Below are 15715 nucleotides of genomic sequence, written 5' to 3' on the forward strand. Positions count from 1 at the left end.
ACAAGAAAATGACTGACACCCTCCTCGAGATCAGGCACATCGGGAAATCCTTCCCAGGCGTGCGGGCCCTCGATGACGTGAGCTTCACGCTCGGACGCGGTGAAGTGCTCACCCTCGCGGGCGAGAACGGCGCCGGCAAGAGCACGCTGCTCGGCATCCTCGGAGGTGCTCTCGCTCCCGATCGCGGTTCGGTGACGGTCGACCGCGTCCGGCGCGGGGAGTACTCCCCGCGCCGGGCGCTGGCCGAGGGCGTCGTCATCGCCCACCAGGAGCCGGCGATCGTCCCGCAGCTGACGGTCGAGCAGAACCTCCTGCTCGGTAAGAACGCCCACGAACGGCGAGAGGCGCGGGCAGCGGTCGAGGGCGCTCTCGCGGACGTGGCGGCCATGGGCTTCCCGCTCGACCGGCGCGCGCAGATGGGACGGCTGAGCCCGGCCCAGCGCCACGCGCTCACCATTGCGAAGGCGTTCGCCTTCAACGTCAAGATCGTGGCACTCGACGAACCCACCACCTCCATGCTCGAACACAACGTGGAGGCCGTCCTCCACCGGGTGCGCGAGCTCGCCGCGGAGCGCGGCGTCGGGGTGATCTTCGTCTCCCACAAAATGCCCGAGGTGATGGCCGTCTCAGATCGCGTCGTCGTGCTTCGCGACGGCCGCGTCGGATTCGAGGCGCCGATCGACGCAACCAGCGTCGACGAGATCGTCCGGAACATGGTCGGCCGGGAACTCCTGAGCTTCCACCGGGAGCACCCGGTCGAGCCCGACGCGCCGGTCCTCTTCCGAGCCACCGGGATCTCGCGGCCCGACAGCGCCGCAACCAACGACATCGAAGTGCGGCGCGGGGAGGTCGTCGGCATCGCGGGCCTCGTCGGGTCGGGACGCACCGAGTTCCTCCGGGCGATCGTCCGGGCCGATCCGGGGTGCGGTGGCGAGGTGACGATAGACGGCAAGTCCATCCACCTTCACACGCCCAACGACAGCCGCGATGCGGGCATAGCCTTCATCCCTGAAGACCGCAAGAAGCAAGGCCTCGCCTTGCAGATGCCGGCCTACGCCAACATGGCGCTGACCGGCGCGCGAGACCTCGTCGGACGCGGGCCGTTCACGAGCCCGCGCACGCAGATCCGGGTCGCGACCGAGATGGGCGAGAGTCTCGCGCTCAAGCCGGCCAACGTCCGCCTCGCCGCCCGCCAGTTCTCGGGCGGGAACCAGCAGAAGATCGTGATCGCCAAGTGGCTGCGGCGCGATTCGAAGGTCTTCCTCTTCGACGAGCCCACCAAGGGTGTCGACGTCGGCGGCAAGGCCGAGATCTACGGGATGATCGACCGGCTCGCCGCGGCGGGCAACGCGGTCATCGTGGTCTCCTCTGACCTCCCCGAGATCATCTCTCTCAGCGACCGCGCCCTCGTCATGCGGGGCGGCCGCCTCATCTCCGAGCACGTCGGGGACGACATCAACGAACACAGCCTCGTGGCCAGCGCTATGGGCATCGCGAAGGGACAATCATGAGCAACGACACCGCCGTCGCACGCCGTACGCAGCGGACCCCGATCAACCTGCAGGCACTCGGCATCTTCGCCGCGGCCGCCGTGATCTTCATCGTGTTCGGGATCCTCAACCCGAACTTCCTCACCCTCGACAACCTCCGCGACGTGGCTGTCTCGGCCAGCGTCAACGCGCTGATCGGCATCGGTCTCACGTTCGTCATCATCACGGGAGGCATCGATCTCTCCGTCGGCTCGATCGCGAGTCTCGTCGGCATCGTCTCGGCCAACATGATGGTCGCGAGCGGCGTTCCCGCGGTCCCCGCGCTGCTCGCCGGGCTGGTGCTCGGCTTCATCGCCGGAGCAATCAACGGCATGCTGATCACCTTCCTGAAGCTGCCGCCGTTCATCGCAACGCTAGGTACGATGAGCGTCTACCAGGGCTTGGCCTACGTGGTCACCAACGGCAGCCCGGTATACAACGTGCCCCAGAGCTTCGTCCTGCTCCTCAACAGCTACATCGGCGGGATCCCTATGGTCGTGATCGTGGTCATCGTCGTCGCGGTCGTCGCCTGGCTGCTCCTCCGTCGCACGGTCTTCGGCCAGAACGTCATCGCGACGGGCGGCAGCGAGGAGACCGCGTGGCTGTCCGGCGTCCGCGTCACCCGGGTCAAGATCCTGGTCTACGGCATCTCGGGCATCCTCGCGGCCCTCGGCGGCCTGGTCGTGGTGGCCCGCATCTCGGCCGCGCAGCCCGAGGCCGGCAGCCCCTACCTGCTGACGGCGATCGCCGCGGCCGTCATCGGGGGTGCGAACCTCATGGGAGGAGAGGGCCGCATCGCCGGCACCCTCGTCGGCGCCCTTATCCTCGGCGCCCTGACGAACGGCCTGGTCCTGCTCAACGTGCCGAGCTTCTACGAGCAGATCGTCACCGGCCTCGTCGTGCTGATCGCTGTCGCTATCGACCAGGGAAGTAAGGGCTGGCCGATGCTGAAGCGTGGCGGCCGCGACAAGGCCGAACCGGCACCCCTGACTGCCTCGGTCCTCGCGGGGTCGCCGGAGGCCGCAGAGTCGACTCGGGCGGTCGCAGCCGAGAACACGACGGCCGAGCGACAGGAGGCCCGGTGAACGCCGAACGCATTCTCGTGACCGGCGGTGGCGGCCTCATCGGCCGCGCCGTCGTTCGCGTACTCAGGGAGCGCGGCGCCGACGTGATCGTCTTGGACGCAGGCGACCGCCCGGCAGGAGACGAGCTGGCCTCGGACTGGATCACCGGCTCTGTGACCGATCTCGCGACCGTCGAGCGAGCCGTCTCCACGGCCGACCGGGTGGTCCACCTCGCTGGGCGCGCCGGCCTCGACCAGGGGACGGGACCAGAGATCTACGAGACGAACACGCTCGGCACGTTCCTCGTGATCGACGCGGCCGCGCGAGCCGGCGTCCGCTCGATCGTCTACGCCTCCAGCATCAACGCCAACGGCCTCCCGCTGAACCCTCATGCGGTGCTCCCGCAGCGGTACCCCTGGGACGAGGACGAGCCTCCCGCCATCGCAGACCCGTACTCGCTCTCCAAGCACGCAAACGAGGCTGCCGCCCTGGCCATCCACCGCCGCTATGACGTCGCGGTCGTGGGCCTTCGGTACCCGCTGGTGCGCGACATCACCGTCGACGAGGGCACCGTGTTCGCACGCCACGTGCGGGCCGCGATGCGCGACGATCCTCGGCGACAGGCCTGCGAAGGCTGGACCTACCTGGACGTCCGGGATGCCGCGACCGCTACCGTCCTGGCGCTCACGTCGGACGCTCCTGCTTGGCCGGGAATCCTCGTCGCCAACCCCAACACCTACCTGCGCGAGCCGACCGAGACCGCGCTCGTCCGATTCGCGCCCGCCGTGCCGAGGGATGAAATCCGTGGACGCGCCGTTCCGGTATCGCTCGCGCGCGCCGAGCGCGACCTGGGCTTCCGCGCGACCGTCCATCTGGAGGACCTCGGCGAGGATCTCCTTGTCGGTTTGGAGGAGGTGGCCGCATGAACATGGTCGCCATTCTGGGTCTCGGCCGCATGGGCGAACCCATCGCCCGGCGCCTGCTCGACGAACTGGGGAGTCTGACCGTCTGGAACCGGACGGCGGCCAAGGCGACGGCGCTTGTGGAGCTCGGTGCCGACTGGGCGGCGACACCTAGCGAGGCGGCAGCGCCGATCACACTGACGGTGCTCACCGACCTCGGCGATGTGGAGGCGGTGCTCGATGGTGAGAACGGCCTCCTCGCGGGCTGGCGCCGAGCTGGCGTCCAGCACCCGGTTCTCGTCGTGCACGGCACGGTGTCGCCGACCGAACTCGTTCGCCTGGAGGCGCGCCTCCGTGATGAGGGAGTGCTGCTTGTCGATGCGCCCCTCAGCGGCGGCGTCGCGGGCGCCGAATCGGGCGGCCTCAGCGTCATGGTCGGGGGCAGCCCCGACGCTGTGGCGGCTGCAATGCCGGTGCTGCGCCTGGTCGGCTCGACGGTCGTCGTGCTGGGCGGCCCCGGAGCCGGGGAACTCGCCAAAGCCTGCAACCAGATCGTCGTCGCGACGACGATCGCCGCCATCTCGGAATCGCTGGCCCTTGCCGACGCGAATGGCATCGACCGGACGCAGCTGCTGGACGTGCTCGGTGGCGGGCTCGCCGCCTCGGAGGTACTCCGGCAGAAGCGCGAACGCTGGGTCACTAGCGACTACCAGGGCGGCGGCAGCGCGGACAACCAGCTGAAGGACCTCCGCTTCGTCGAGGCCGTGTCGGCGGACCACGACCTCGATCTCCCAGTCTCGCGAGCCGTGACGGAGCAATTCGAGCGGATGGTCGCCGCGGGCCTGGGTGAGCTTGACCACTCGGCCCTCGAGCTGACGCTCCGGAGAGCCGAAGCAGAGGAACTCCCCGCATGACGCTCGACGTGATCGACGCCCACCACCACCTGTGCCTGCTCAGCCAGGCCTCTTATCCCTGGCTGGAGGGGGCGCCCGTCCCGCGCTACCACGGAGACGACCTGCCGCTCCGACACGACTACCAGCTGGCCGACTACCTCACCGACGCCGAGGAACTCACCACGCTCGGAGCCCGATTGGTCGGCTCCGTCCACATCGAGAACGGGGCCGCGGACTCGCTCTGGGAGAGCGAATGGGTGGATGGCGTGATCAGGAGCAGCGCCATTCCCACTGTTCAGGTCGCCAAGGTCGACCTGACAGCTCCCGACGCGGCCGACCTCATCGCTCGACATGCCGCGAGGCCGTCGGTCCGGGGCGTCCGGGACATCCTCAACTGGCACCCGGACCCGCTGTACACGCATCGTGATCGCGCCGACCTCCTCATTGCGCCCGACTGGCGCCGTGGATTCACAGCACTGGCCGCCAGCGGACTGGCATTCGACCTGCAGGTCTTCCCGGACCAGTTGACGCACGCGGCAGCACTCGCCGCCGACTTCGGCGACGCGCGGATCGTCCTCGACCACGCGGGCATGCCGATCGACCGCTCCGACACCGGCCTCCGCAGCTGGCGCAAGGGAATGCAGGCGCTAGCCGCCCATCCCAACACGGCCGTCAAGGTCTCCGCACTGGGCACCAACGATCACGCCTGGACGACGGACAGCATTCGCCGCATCGTGCTCGAGACGATCGACGTGTTCGGACCGCATCGGACGATGTTCGGCAGCAACTTCCCCGTCGACGGGCTCTACTCGACATTCGGGCGGCTCTACGAGGCCTTCTTCGCGATCACCGCCGATTTCTCGGAACCCGAGCGGGACCTCCTGTTCGCGGGTGCGGCGCGAAGCTTCTACCGCATCTGACGGATCGCCGATCCCGGCGCGATGCCGACCTCACATCCCTCACAAGCTCACGAGAGCTCTTCGTTACCCCCGTTTCATCGGGCGCGACGGCGACGGAAACACGCCGTCCCTAGCGTGGACGGCACGTACCGTCCCCGAGTTCCCGATGCTGGAGGTCCCGATGACCGCTCCATCCGTCTCCACCGCGACCGGCGCCCCCGGTCACAAGACGCCGGCCGCCGAACTGTCGCCGGCACCCGGTGCGCAGCTCTCGTTCCGTCCCGGCCGCTGGATCGACGGCTGGGACGCGGAGGATCCGGCCCAATGGGGCTCGCAGGGGGCGGCGATCGCCCAGCGCAACCTGCGCTGGTCGATCTTCGCCGAATTCCTGGGTTTCGTCGTCTGGCAGTTGTGGTCCATCGTGGTCGTGTCGCTCCCGGCGGCCGGGTTCACGTTCGACACCGCGCAGACGTTCTGGCTGATCTCGATCCCGAGCCTCGTGGGAGCCACGCTGCGCTTCCCGTACACGTTCATGGTCTCGCGCTTCGGTGGGAGGAACTGGACGATCGTCTCGGCTGCGCTCCTGCTGCTCCCCACCGTGGGGCTCGCCCTGTGCGTCTCGAACCCGCACACGCCCTTCGCCGTCATGCTGCTCGTGGCGGCGCTCGCCGGGTTCGGCGGCGGCAACTTCGCGAGCTCGATGGCGAACATCACCTTCTTCTACCCGCAGCGGCGCAAGGGCTGGGCGCTCGGCCTGAACGCCGCCGGAGGCAACATCGGCGCGGCCGTCGCGCAGTTCGCCGTGCCGATCGCCGTGACGATCGGCGCCGGCGCGACCCTCCAGCTGCCGCTCGCCGGCTGGATCTGGGTCCCGCTCATCCTCGTCGCGATCGTCGGGGCGTGGAGGCGCATGGACAATCTCTCCAACGCCCGCGCCGATGTGAGGGCTTCGCTCTCGGCGCTGAAGGCCCCCGAGCTGTGGGTCATGGCGCTGCTCTACATCGGCACGTTCGGCTCGTTCATCGGCTTCTCGAGCGTCTTCCCGAAGCTGATCGCCGACCAGTTCCCGCAGTTCAGCGCGCTGCCGGTCGCCGGGGCCACGGTCTCGCTCGCCTTCCTCGGAGCCCTGATCGGATCGCTGGCGCGGCCGTTCGGCGGCCGCCTCGCCGACCGGTTCGGCGGCAGCGAGGTGACGATCGCGTCCTTCCTCGTCATGGCGGTGGGCGCGCTCGCCGTCATCCTGACTCTCCCCGTCGGCAACTTCGCCCTCTTCCTGGGCTGCTTCCTCCTACTGTTCGTCGCGAGCGGCGTCGGGAACGGAGCCACCTACCGGATGATCCCGACGCTCTTCGCGCTCCGGTCAGGAGCCTCCGACGGCCACAGCAGCGCGGGTGACATCTCGGCCCAGCGCACCGCGGCGGCGGCGCTCGGCATCGTCTCGGCCTTCGGCGCCTACGGCGGGTTCGTCATCCCCCAGGTGCTGGGCTTCTCGAAGACATCGACAGGCGGCTACGCGGCAGGGCTCACCTGGTTCGTGCTCGCCTACGCGGTGCTGCTCGCCGTCACGGTCGCGATCGCGCTCCGCGGCCGCCGCCGCGGGGTCCGGATCTGACAGGAGGCGGCAGGATGCCGACCGCGACCCACTGCCCGTACTGCGCCCTCCAGTGCGCCATGACCGTCACGCCCGTGGCGGGAGGAGCGGTGCCGGTCGAGGTGAGCGGCCGCCCGTTCCCCACGAACCGGGGCGGACTGTGCAAGAAGGGCTGGACGTCGGCGGAACTGCTCACCACGCCGGGCCGGCTGACCACGCCGCTGGTCCGCACCGATGGGAGCCTCCGATCCGCCACCTGGGACGAGGCGCTCGATCTCATCGCCCGGACGCTGACCGGGATCCGCGCGACGGACGGCCCGGACGCCGTCGCGGTCTTCGGAGGAGGCGGCCTGACGAACGAGAAGGCCTACCTGCTCGGCAAGTTCGCACGGGTCGCGCTCGGCACCTCCCGGATCGACTACAACGGCCGGTTCTGCATGTCGTCGGCGGCGGCCGCCGGCAACAGGGCGTTCGGCATCGACCGCGGCCTGCCCTTCCCGGTGGCCGACCTGGACGGGGCGGACACCATCCTCCTGCTCGGCTCGAACGTCGGGGCGACCATGCCTCCCTTCATCGGGCACCTCGCCGGCGCGCGGTCTGCCGGAGGCCTGATCGTCGTCGATCCGCGGCGCTCGCAGACGGCGCAGCTGACGGCGGAGGGAGGCGGTCTCCACGTCCAGCCCGCCCCGGGGACCGACCTGATCGTCCTGCTCGGGCTGACCCACATCGTGCTCGCCGAGGGGCTCGCTGATCTGGCCTATGTGGCTGAACGCACGACGGGGTTCGACGCCGTCCGCCGCAGCGTCGCCTCCTGGTGGCCCGAGCGAGTGCAGGAGCACACCGGGGTGCCGGCGGCCGAGCTCCGGGAGGTCGCCCGGCGGCTGGCCCGGGGGCGGGGAACGTACATCCTCACCGGTCGCGGCGTGGAGCAGCACGTCGATGGCACCGACACGGCGACGGCGGCGATCAATCTCGCGCTGGTGCTCGGCCTCGTCGGACGGCGAGGCTCCGGGTACGGGACCCTGACCGGCCAAGGGAACGGCCAGGGTGGCCGCGAGCACGGCCAGAAGTGCGACCAGCTCCCCGGGTACCGCAAGATCACCGACCCCGCGGCGCGTTCGCACGTCGCCTCGGTCTGGGGCGTCCCCCCGGAGAGCCTCCCGGGGCCGGGCGTCCCGGCCGTCGAGCTCCTGGGGATGCTCGGCCGGCCGGGCGGCGTCCGCGCGCTGCTCGTGCACGGGTCGAACATCGTCGTCTCCGGCCCGGACGCCGGCGCGATCCGTGAGCGGTTGCAGGCGCTCGACCTGCTCGTCGTGAGCGACTTCGTCCTCTCCGAGACGGCCGAGCTGGCCGACGTCGTCCTGCCGGTGACGCAGTGGGCCGAGGAGGAGGGCACCATGACGAGTCTCGAGGGGCGAGTGCTGCGGAGGCGTCGATCCTTGCGACCGCCGGGCGGTGTGCGGAGCGAGCTGAGCATCCTCTCCGAGCTGGCCGAACGCCTCGGGGCTCCGTCGGAGTGGCCGACCGAGCCGGCGGCCGTGTTCGACGAGCTCGCCCGCGCCTCCGCGGGCGGCCTCGCCGACTACTCGGGGCTCAGCCACGCCCTGCTCGATGCAGAGGCCGATGCCGCCGACGGGGAGGCGGAGGGCGCGCACTGGCCGTACCCCGCGGGATCCCGAGGCACGCCTCGCCTCTTCGCCGACCGGTTCTCCCACCCGGACGGCCGTGCCCGGCTCGTCGTCGTGCGTCCGCGGGAGCTCACCACCGCCAGCGGACCGGGAGAGCTCACCCTCATCACCGGCCGCCTTCTCGAGCACTACCAGTCGGGCGCGCAGACGCGTCGCGTGCCCGAGCTGATGGCGGCGCAACCCGAGGTGAAGGCAGAGCTGCACCCGGCGACGGCCGCCCGCCTGGGCATCGGGGAGGGACAGCCCGTCCGGGTGAGCAACGACCGCGGGGAGGTGCTCGCCACCGCCGCGCTGACCGGCGGGATCCGGATGGATACCGTCTTCCTGCCGTTCCACTTCGCCGGGCGCCAGTGCGCCAACCTGCTGACCGAGGCCGCCGTCGATCCGCTCTCCGCGATGCCGGAGTTCAAACGCACGCGCGTGACCGTCGAACCGGCCGGGGTCGCGGCATGACCGGCCGGGGTGGCGGCATGACCGGCCGGCCCTTGCGCATCGTGGTGGTGGGATACGGTCCCGTGGCCGCGCGATTCGTCGAAGAGCTGCTCCCGGCGGTGGAGGAGGGGACCGTCGCGCTCACGGTCGTCGGTGCCGAGACGGAGGACGCCTACAACCGCGTGCTCGTCGCCGAGTACGCGGTCGGTGCGGCCGATCGGGACCGCCTCGACGTCACAGACACCGAGGCTGCCCGGGCGGCGGGCGTCGACATCCGGCTCGGAGCCACCGCCGTCGGGCTCGACCGGCTGAAGCAGCGGATCGTGCTCGCCGGGGGAGAGGAGCTCCCGTACGACCGTCTCGTCCTGGCGACCGGCGCGCGTGCGCACGTCCCGACCCTCGGCGGCCTGGAGCGCTCGCGCCGTTCGCGCGGGGATGCCCCGACGCCGGAGCCGGACCGGGCCGAGCGACCCCTCCCTAGCGGCGTCGTCGCCCTGCGCGACCTCGCCGACGCCCGGGTTGTGACCCCGGTTGTCGAATCCGCCGGGACGGTGGTCGTCCTCGGCGCGGGCGTGCTCGGGATGGAGTTCGCCCTCCTCGCCGCCGAGCGCGGCGCCCAGGTCTTCGTCGTGCACCACGGGGCGGCGCCGATGGCGCGGAACCTCGACGCCGACGGCGGCCGCATGCTCACGCGCGCCGCCCGCGCGCGCGGGGTCGCCATGGTCGCGCACGCACGCGCCGAGAGCGTGAGCCTGCGGGCCGATGCCGACGGAGAGCCCGAGTTCGACGGTCTGATCTGCGCCGACGGCACGTACGTCCCGGGCGACCTCCTGGTGCTCTCCTGCGGCGTGGGGGCGCGCACCGAGCTGGCCCACGCCGCGGGACTGGCCTGTTCGGCCGGCATCCTCGTCGACGAGGAGCTCCGCAGCTGGACCGACCCCGATGTGTTCGCCATCGGTGACTGCGCGCAGGTCGCCCTTCGCGAGAGCGTCGACGCCGGCGGCCGGGTGCCCGGAGCACCGAGCGGCCTGATCGGGCCCGGCTGGAGGCAGGCAGCCGCTCTGGCCGCCCGTCTGAGCGCCGAGGCCCGCGGCGTGTCCTTCCTGGGAGGGACGACGGCCATCGCCGAGCGGCCCGCCGCTGTGATGCTGAAGGCCGAGGGCGTCGACGTGGTCGCTGGAGGCGACGCCTCCACCGACGCCTGGGATGCGGACGCCGAGGTCAGCACCTGGATCGACCGCGCCCGCGGCGCCTACCTCAAGACGGTCGTCCGCGACGGCGCGCTGGCCGGGTTCGTGACGGTCGGCCTTCCGCGCGCGGGGTCCGAGCTGACCCTGCTCTTCGAGCGAGCAGCTTCGCTGCCTGCCGAACCGGCGGCGCTCCTCAGACTCGACGCGCCGGACGCCGAGGCGGCCGCGCCGACCGACCCGGCCGGTCCGGAGGCGACGGTCTGCTGGTGCAACGGCGTGACCGCCGGCCGGATCACCGATGCCATCGCTGCGGGCAGCGACTCCGTCGAATGCGTCGGGAAGGACACCCGCGCGGGGACCGGCTGCGGCGGCTGCCGCGGGCGGATCGCCGCCCTCCTCGCGGCTGCCGGCTGACGAGGCGCCAGCCCGCTGACGCAGTGGCGGCCTCAGACGTCGAGCCGGTAGCCGCGCTTGACGACCGTGGCCACGAGGCCCGGCCGGCCGAGGCTCTGCCGGAGGCGGCTCAGCGACACCTCCATGGCGTGCTCGTCGCACTCCTCGCCGAGCGCGACCGAGAGCTGACGGCGCGAGACGACCGCGCCGTTGGCGCTCAGTAGGGCGCGGAAGAGCGAGACCGACGCCGGGGTCAGCCGCACGGGGGTTCCCGCAACGACCGCCAGGCTGCCGCGGAGCTCGATCTCGCCGTGGCGCGTCGTCACGCGGCGCGTGAGCCGCGCCTCCAGGTGCTCGCAGACAAGACGGATGAGCGCTCCCATCCGATATCGGTCGGGTTGCAGGGGCACGATGCCCGTCGCGATCAGCGGCGCCGAGGTGACCGGCCCGACCGTTGCGGCGACGACATCGTGGGAGAGCGCGTCGATCACCTCGTCGTAGCGCCCGCGGGCCAGTGCGGCGGTGAAGAGGCCGTCGACGGCGGGGGCGCTCGTGAAGGTGACGCAGTCCAGCTGGCGTGCGGCGATCGCCTCCACCAGCCGGGTCGCGCGCTCGTCGGTGTCGTCGGCGACGGTCCACGAGTAGGGCGCCACCGTCAGCACCCGGTGCCCCGCGGCGCGGAGGCGCTCCAACTGCGTCTCGTCGCTCTGCCCGTGCTGCTGCACGGCCACCGTGGTGGCCTCGGTGAAGGCGGCGAGCACCTTCGTGACGAGGGAGGAGGTGGTCTCCTCGTCGCTCATCCCCGCGTCGTCGAGCCCGGCCGCGCGCACGGCGCCGCGCGCCTTGGGGCCGCGCACGAGGATCGTCGACGCGGCGAGGGTGCGCTGCAGTTCCTCCCCGAGCCCGGCGGAGTCGGCCACCTCGAACCAGCGGCGCATGCCGTAGCTCGTGGTCGCGAGCAGGACGTCGGGCTTCTCGGCGATGATCCGCTGGGTGTCGGCGATGACCGGGGCGTCGTCCTCGGCGCGCTCCATCCGCACCGTGGGCGCGTGCAGCACGGAAGCGCCGCGCCGCTCGAACGCGTCGATCAGGTCCGCCGACCGGCGATCGCTCGTCACCCCGATCCGGAACCCCGCCAGCTGGTCGGGCCGGAAGGGGACGACCCCTGCCCGCTCGTCCGTCATGTCAGGTCCCCGGCGCCGCTGCGGCGTCCGCGAGGGTCGCGACCGCGCTCGCCTCGCCGTCGCGGGCCAGGCGCACCACCTCGCCGATGACGACCACGGCGGGCGACCCGACCCCCGCGCGGGCGGCCTCGGTGAGGATGGTGCGGAGGTCGCCGAACGTCGTCCGCTGCCGCGCCGAGAAGCCGCGCTCGATGATGGCGACCGGCATCTCCGGGTCCATTCCGAAGCGGGCGAGCCCCGCGGTGATCGAGGGGAGGTTGGTGACACCCATCAGGATCACGATGGTCGTGTCGAGCGCGGCCAGGTGCTCCAGCTCGCCGGGCGACAGCGGCGCGTGACCCGAGACGACCGTGAACATGCGCGTCGCCGAGCGGTGCGTCACCGGGATGCCCGCGGCACCCGGCACGGCGATGGCGCTGGTCACCCCGGGGATGACGCGGACCGGAACGCCCGCGCGGCGGCACGCCTCCGCCTCCTCGGCGCCGCGGCCGAACACGAACGGGTCCCCGCCCTTCAGCCTCACGACCGCGGCGCCGCCCAGCGCGTGGTCGACCAGGAGGCGCTCGATCTCCTGCTGCGGGACGGGGTGGTGCCCGGGCTGCTTGCCCACGTCGACGAGTCGCGCCTGCGGTGCCAGCTCGGCCAGCACCTCGTGGGGGGCCAGCCGGTCGTACAGCACGACGTCGGCCTCGGCGAGGGCGCGGGCGGCCGCGATGGTGAGCAGCTCGGGGTCGCCCGGGCCCCCTCCGACGAGCGTCACGGATCCGGTCATGGTCATCGTCCTTCCTCCCGGCCGCGCACGGGGAGGGTCGCCCCCGCCACCAGCACGGCCCCTTCCGCTCTCTCCCGCTCGGACGCGGGCCGCGGCTGTCCGCGCTCGACGACCCGCGCGATGGACGGGTCCGGCGTGCCCGGCGCGTTGACGAACGACCGGAACCGCCGCAGACGCTCGGGGTCGCGGAGCGTGGCCGCCCACTCGTCCTCGTACGAGTCGATGTGCTTCGCCATCGCCGCCTCGAGCTCGGCTCCGAGGCCGAGGGAGTCGTTCACGACCACATCGCGCACGTGGTCCAGGCCGCCGTCCAGCTCCTCCATCCAGCGCGCCGTGCGCTGGAGGCGGTCGGCGGTGCGGATGTAGTACATGAGGTAGCGGTCGATGTACCGCACCAGCGTCTCGTCGTCGAGCTCGGAGGCGAGCAGCTGCGCATGCGCCGGCTGGAACCCGCCGTTCCCCCCGACGTAGAGGTTCCACCCCTTCTCGGTGGCGATGACGCCGACGTCCTTGCTTCGCGCCTCCGCGCACTCGCGGGCGCAGCCGGAGACGCCGAACTTGAACTTGTGCGGTGCGCGGAGCCCGCGGTACCGCAGCTCGAGGTCGACGGCCATCGCGACGGAGTCCTGGGCGCCGTAGCGGCACCACGTGGAGCCGACGCAACTCTTCACGTTCCGGAGCGCCTTGCCGTACGCCTGGCCCGATTCGAAGCCGGCATCCACGAGCTGCCGCCAGATCTCCGGCAGCTGCTCCAGCCGCGCGCCGAACAGGTCGATGCGCTGGCCGCCCGTGATCTTCGTGTACAGCCCGTACTCCTCGGCGACCCGGGCGATGACCGCGAGCTTCTGCGGGGTGATCTCGCCGCCGGGGATGCGCGGCACGACGGAGTACGTCCCGTCCTTCTGCATGTTCGCGAGAGCGCGGTCGTTGGTGTCCTGGAGGGGGCCCCGCCCGCCGTCGAGCGGGTACTCGCCGTGCTGGCTGGCGAGGATGGAGCCCACGGCGGGCTTGCAGATGTCGCACCCGCGCCCGCGGCCGAGCCGGCCGACCGTCTCCTCCCAGCTCGTGAGCCCGAGCACCCGGACCGACTCGAACAGCTCCTGCCGCGAGAGGTCGAAGTGCTCGCAGAGCGCGCGCGAGACGGTCGCGCCCGCGCTGATGAGTTCGGTCTCGAGCAGCTTCTTGACGAGCGGCACGCACGAGCCGCACTGGGTGCCGGCGCGGGTGCACGCCTTGAGCTCACCGAGGTCGTGGCAGCCCTCGCCGACCGCCTCGCGGACCGACCCGGCCGTCACGTTGTTGCACGAGCAGATCAGCGCGTCGTCCGGGAGGGAGGCCCCGGCGGGCGGCTCGGCACCCGCCGCCGAGAGGTAAGTCGCCGGTTCGGAGTCGAGCTGACGGCCGAGCAGCGGCCGGAGCCCCGCGTACGGTGCCGCATCGCCGACGAACACGCCGCCCAGCAGCGTCTTCGCGTCGTCGCTGACGACGAGCTTCTGGTACAGGCCGCGTGCCGGGTCGGCGTAGACGATCTCGAGAGCACCCGGTTCGCGGGCGAAGGCGTCGCCGAAGCTCGCCACGTCGACGCCCGACAGCTTGAGCTTCGTGGCGTCGTCGATCGTCGTGAACGTGGCCGAACCGCCGAGCAGCCGGTCGGCCACGGTCTCCGCCATCGCGTTCGCCGGGGCGACCAGGCCGACCGTCCGGCCGTCGATCGCCGCGACCTCCCCGATGGCCCAGACGGCCGGGTCGGAGGTCCGGCACGCCTCGTCGACGATCACGCCGCCGCGCTCCGCGGTCGCCAGCCCGGCGTCGCGGGCGAGCTCGTCGCGCGCGCGGATGCCGATCGCGAAGACCACGACGTCGGCGGGCACGGTCCTGCCGTCCGCGCAGCGGACCGCGGTGACCTCGCCGGTATCGGCGAGCACCACCTCCCGCGGCCGCGTGCCCAGGTGGAGGTCGATCCCGCGCGCCGCGATCAGTCGGCCGAGCGCCTGGCCGGCGCCCTCGTCGAGCTGGGCGGACATGAGCCAGCCGCCCGAGTGGATGATGACCGCCTCGGCGCCGAGCGAGGCGACCCCGCCCGCCGCCTCGAGACCCAGCAGGCCGCCTCCCGCGACCGCGACCCGGGGCGCGCGCCCCAGCCGCGACGACAGCACGGCGATCTCGTCGACGAGGGCGTCGACGTCGGCGATCGTGCGATACACGCGGGCCGCGTGCGAGCCGGGGATGTCGGGCACCGGTGCCGAGGAACCGGTGGCGAGGACCAGATCGTCGTAGGCGACCACCGCGCCGGCCGAGGTCGTCACGGTCCGGGAGGCGCGATCGATCGCCAGCACGGCCTCGCCCGTGCGGAGCTCGACCGACTCGTGGTCCCAGTGCGACGCGGGCTCCAGGGTCAGGTCGACGGTCGTGTCGGCGAGCCGCTTGCTGAGCTGCACGCGGTCGTAGGGGCGGTGCGGCTCCTCGGCGATCAGCACGATCGCGTGCCGGCGCTGAGTGTCGCGCGCGACGAGCGCGTCCACCAGGCGATGGGCCGCGGGCCCTCCGCCCACGATGACGGTCGTTCGGTCGGCCATGGGGGCCCCTTCCGTTGGCGTGCGGCCGTCGCCGCGCCGGGCGTGATCCCTCCCGGTGCCTTCCGACACTATGCGGGGGCGGTTTCCCTCCCGTTTCGGCTGTGTAACCTCCGCTTAACACGGGTTGCACACGGCACGCCGGAGGGTGTGAGCGGGGATTCACGCGACGGTAACGGCTCGAGCGGCCCCCCGAAACACGCCCTCCGTAGCGTCGGAGCATGACCATCGCGCAGCCCGCCGAGCTCACCGTCCCGGCCTCCCCGGACTGGCTCCGAGCCTGCCGGGTCGACGATCTCGAACCGGCCTGGGGCGAGGCCGTCCTGCTCCGGGGCCGGCAGATCGCCGTGTTCCTGCTCTCGCCACAGGAGGTGTACGCCGTGTCGCACGAGGATCCGGCCATGGGCGGCGCGCCCGTCATGGCCCGAGGCATCGTCGGTTCGAAGGGGGACCGGCCGACCGTCGCGTCGCCCCTCCACAAGGAGGTCTACGACCTGGGCACAGGGGAGTGCTTCTCCGACCCGTCGCTGCTCCTGCAGACATTCCGGACCCGCATCGTCGGCGGATTCATCGAGATCGAGCTGGGCGCCTAGCCGGAACGGGGA

General features: G+C 71.8%; 11 protein-coding genes and 2 pseudogenes. 10 read left to right on the forward strand and 3 right to left on the reverse strand.

Annotated features, from left to right (window positions below):
• Nucleotides 1–80 precede the first annotated feature (80 nt).
• The 9 genes and pseudogenes from FPT20_RS18220 to FPT20_RS02190 all read left to right on the forward strand — a co-directional run.
• Nucleotides 81–500, forward strand: a pseudogene (locus tag FPT20_RS18220) (ATP-binding cassette domain-containing protein); the annotation flags it as partial.
• A 339-nt stretch (nt 501–839) separates the two neighbouring features.
• Nucleotides 840–1511 (forward strand): annotated as a pseudogene (locus FPT20_RS18225) (ATP-binding cassette domain-containing protein); the annotation flags it as partial.
• Nucleotides 1508–2614 (forward strand): ABC transporter permease, encoded by a 1107-nt coding sequence (locus tag FPT20_RS02160; protein WP_158862116.1) that lies wholly within the window; start codon nt 1508–1510, stop codon nt 2612–2614. The pseudogene FPT20_RS18225 and the gene FPT20_RS02160, both read left to right, overlap by 4 nt.
• Nucleotides 2611–3519 (forward strand): NAD-dependent epimerase/dehydratase family protein, encoded by a 909-nt coding sequence (locus FPT20_RS02165; protein ID WP_158862118.1) that lies wholly within the window; start codon nt 2611–2613, stop codon nt 3517–3519. The genes FPT20_RS02160 and FPT20_RS02165 overlap by 4 nt, the downstream gene beginning before the upstream one ends.
• A complete protein-coding gene (locus FPT20_RS02170) occupies nt 3516–4409 on the forward strand; it encodes an NAD(P)-dependent oxidoreductase (RefSeq protein ID WP_158862120.1) in 894 nt (297 codons plus the stop codon). The genes FPT20_RS02165 and FPT20_RS02170 overlap by 4 nt, the downstream gene beginning before the upstream one ends.
• Nucleotides 4406–5308, forward strand: coding sequence for an amidohydrolase family protein (locus FPT20_RS02175; protein WP_158862122.1), 903 nt, complete (start codon nt 4406–4408; stop codon nt 5306–5308). The genes FPT20_RS02170 and FPT20_RS02175 overlap by 4 nt, the downstream gene beginning before the upstream one ends.
• A gap of 160 nt (nt 5309–5468) precedes the next feature.
• Nucleotides 5469–6899 carry an MFS transporter gene (locus FPT20_RS02180; RefSeq protein ID WP_158862124.1) on the forward strand — a complete coding sequence of 477 codons (1431 nt, stop codon included), beginning with the start codon at nt 5469–5471 and terminating at the stop codon, nt 6897–6899.
• Nucleotides 6900–6913: 14 nt separating this feature from the next.
• A complete protein-coding gene (locus FPT20_RS02185) occupies nt 6914–9019 on the forward strand; it encodes a molybdopterin oxidoreductase family protein (protein WP_158862126.1) in 2106 nt (701 codons plus the stop codon).
• A complete protein-coding gene (locus tag FPT20_RS02190) occupies nt 9016–10602 on the forward strand; it encodes an FAD-dependent oxidoreductase (protein ID WP_233265352.1) in 1587 nt (528 codons plus the stop codon). Before FPT20_RS02185 ends, FPT20_RS02190 begins: the two co-directional genes overlap by 4 nt.
• Before the next feature lie 32 nt (nt 10603–10634).
• Here the strand turns inward: FPT20_RS02190 and FPT20_RS02195 are convergent, their stop codons facing one another.
• From FPT20_RS02195 to nirB, 3 genes are read right to left on the reverse strand one after another with little or no spacing between them, the layout of a single operon-like run.
• Nucleotides 10635–11765 carry a uroporphyrinogen-III synthase gene (locus FPT20_RS02195; RefSeq protein WP_158862128.1) on the reverse strand — a complete coding sequence of 377 codons (1131 nt, stop codon included), beginning with the start codon at nt 11763–11765 and terminating at the stop codon, nt 10635–10637.
• Between the two features lies 1 nt (nt 11766).
• Nucleotides 11767–12543 carry a uroporphyrinogen-III C-methyltransferase gene (gene cobA, locus FPT20_RS02200; protein WP_158862130.1) on the reverse strand — a complete coding sequence of 259 codons (777 nt, stop codon included), beginning with the start codon at nt 12541–12543 and terminating at the stop codon, nt 11767–11769.
• The gene (nirB, locus tag FPT20_RS02205) at nt 12540–15113 is read right to left on the reverse strand and encodes a nitrite reductase large subunit NirB (RefSeq protein ID WP_158862132.1); all 2574 of its coding nucleotides are present in this window, start codon (nt 15111–15113) and stop codon (nt 12540–12542) included. Before nirB ends, cobA begins: the two co-directional genes overlap by 4 nt.
• Nucleotides 15114–15331: 218 nt before the next feature.
• Here nirB and nirD point away from each other — a divergent pair, with 218 nt between their 5' ends.
• Nucleotides 15332–15703 (forward strand): nitrite reductase small subunit NirD, encoded by a 372-nt coding sequence (gene nirD, locus FPT20_RS02210; protein WP_158862134.1) that lies wholly within the window; start codon nt 15332–15334, stop codon nt 15701–15703.
• Nucleotides 15704–15715 lie beyond the last annotated feature (12 nt).

The organism is Leifsonia sp. AG29, assembly GCF_009765225.1.
Classification (GTDB): domain Bacteria; phylum Actinomycetota; class Actinomycetes; order Actinomycetales; family Microbacteriaceae; genus Leifsonia.

Bases quoted from the DNA above. Each gene is read 5' to 3' on its own strand.
- FPT20_RS02160 (WP_158862116.1), top strand. From the start codon at position 1,508: ATGAGCAACGACACCGCCGTCGCACGCCGTACGCAGCGGACCCCGATC.
- FPT20_RS02170 (WP_158862120.1), top strand. From the start codon at position 3,516: ATGAACATGGTCGCCATTCTGGGTCTCGGCCGCATGGGCGAACCCATC.
- FPT20_RS02175 (WP_158862122.1), top strand. From the start codon at position 4,406: ATGACGCTCGACGTGATCGACGCCCACCACCACCTGTGCCTGCTCAGC.
- FPT20_RS02180 (WP_158862124.1), top strand. From the start codon at position 5,469: ATGACCGCTCCATCCGTCTCCACCGCGACCGGCGCCCCCGGTCACAAG.
- FPT20_RS02185 (WP_158862126.1), top strand. From the start codon at position 6,914: ATGCCGACCGCGACCCACTGCCCGTACTGCGCCCTCCAGTGCGCCATG.
- FPT20_RS02190 (WP_233265352.1), top strand. From the start codon at position 9,016: ATGACCGGCCGGGGTGGCGGCATGACCGGCCGGCCCTTGCGCATCGTG.
- FPT20_RS02195 (WP_158862128.1), bottom strand. From the start codon at position 11,765: ATGACGGACGAGCGGGCAGGGGTCGTCCCCTTCCGGCCCGACCAGCTG.
- cobA (WP_158862130.1), bottom strand. From the start codon at position 12,543: ATGACCATGACCGGATCCGTGACGCTCGTCGGAGGGGGCCCGGGCGAC.
- nirB (WP_158862132.1), bottom strand. From the start codon at position 15,113: ATGGCCGACCGAACGACCGTCATCGTGGGCGGAGGGCCCGCGGCCCAT.
- nirD (WP_158862134.1), top strand. From the start codon at position 15,332: ATGACCATCGCGCAGCCCGCCGAGCTCACCGTCCCGGCCTCCCCGGAC.